Annotated in this window: 1 protein-coding gene; it reads right to left on the bottom strand. The window is 34.6% G+C overall.

Features of this window, described 5'->3' with window-relative positions:
- Positions 1–1,527: serine hydrolase domain-containing protein (locus tag RV15_RS18325; RefSeq protein ID WP_071879423.1), on the bottom strand; the 1,527-nt coding region annotated here is incomplete at both ends.

The raw sequence follows: 1,527 nt of genomic DNA, 5'->3' as shown, positions 1-1,527 counted from the left end.
AAACGCCAAAAGCAATAAAGTTAAATAGTTGTGTTTCTAGAATAGAAGTTACCGGGAGAAAATCGGTTGGCCCAAAATTAATTCTGAGGACTTCACCTTTTTCATTGAATACAACGTATATATATTGTCGACTAGTATCATTTTCTTCCTTTTGTACTTTTTGATAAACGCCTGGTTTGACTTCAACATATGTTGTAGCCTCTTTTCCACCTGGCCCTTTTACATTAATTCCACCTTCTTTATTTTCCGTTATCGTAATATCGACTTTATCAGCGTTGATAATATAATATAATTTAGCCATCGTTGAATATATGTTTCTTGAAGTTCGATATTGTCCGGTTACTTTTTGATCTGTTGGGCTTTGTTCAAGTGGTACGCCAGCAGTGGGTGTATAGCCATATAAAAGTGTTTCTAATTCATCACGTATTCCAGTTGCTTCACCCGTAATATTTGTTAATAATACATAGCCCAGACCTTCTTTTGGTACCAAACTTAACTGTGCACTGAAGCCTACTAAATTTCCACCATGTTCAAGGGTATGTTTACCATTCACTTCTTTTTCCCAAAAACCATGAGCATTTCCTTCAGTTTCTGGTATCATACTATAAGATTGTGTTTTCAGTTGTTTTAAAGTTTCTGATTGGGCAAAAAACTTGTAAGGTGTATTTCCTGCATCATCTAATAGCATCAATAAGAAATGAGTCATATCTGTTGCTGTAGAATGTAATGATCCTGCGGGAAAATCATTCATGAGGCTATAATTTTCATTTACTTTTTCAAATTTTGAAGCTTCAAAATTATAACCTAAACTTTTATGATCTTTGATTGAAGGATGGTCATCATAAACCATGGAAAAAGTTGATTGATTCATTTGAAGTTGTTCTTGTATGGCCTGGTTCATATACACTAGATAATCTTGACCTGTTACTTGTTCAATAATATAACCTGCTAATGCAGCACCATAGTTTGAATAAGCTGTGACTGTTCCAGGTTCATAGACTTGTTTTGGTTGACTTTTCTTTGTAATTGTTTCTTTTAACGGCTTCAATTGATCTCTGTTTTCTAAAGACATTCCCTCAAGTTTCTCTTCAAAGCCTGCTGTATGATGCATCAAATCTAAAATGGTTATTTTTTTATCAAAAGCTAAATTCAAGGTTCCTTCTGGCAAGTAGTTTTGAATATCTGCATCTAGTTCAACTTTTCCTTCTTCCGCCAGTTTCATTAGCATACTCCAAGTAAACAGCTTCGTAACGGACCCCATTTCAAAAACTGTTTTGTCTCCAGTCACTGGTGTTTTCTTCTCAATATCTGAGACACCATAGCCTTTGGTTAAGATGACTTTGCCATCTTTGACGATTCCGATTGAAGCACCAGGAATTTCTTTACCGATATATTTGTCCATAATTTGATCTACTTGCTTTTCAATAGATAAATCGTTTTCTGTTCCTTTCTGCACTTCTTGTGCCTGGGTTAACAAACCTGTTTGTAAAAATAATACCAACATACCAATAACCGTTACTATTTTTT

The sequence above is a fragment of the Enterococcus silesiacus genome, assembly GCF_001886225.1.
Classification (GTDB): domain Bacteria; phylum Bacillota; class Bacilli; order Lactobacillales; family Enterococcaceae; genus Enterococcus_L; species Enterococcus_L silesiacus.
Note: the sequence above shows the minus strand (reverse complement) of the source record. Positions and strands in the feature narration are given on the sequence as shown.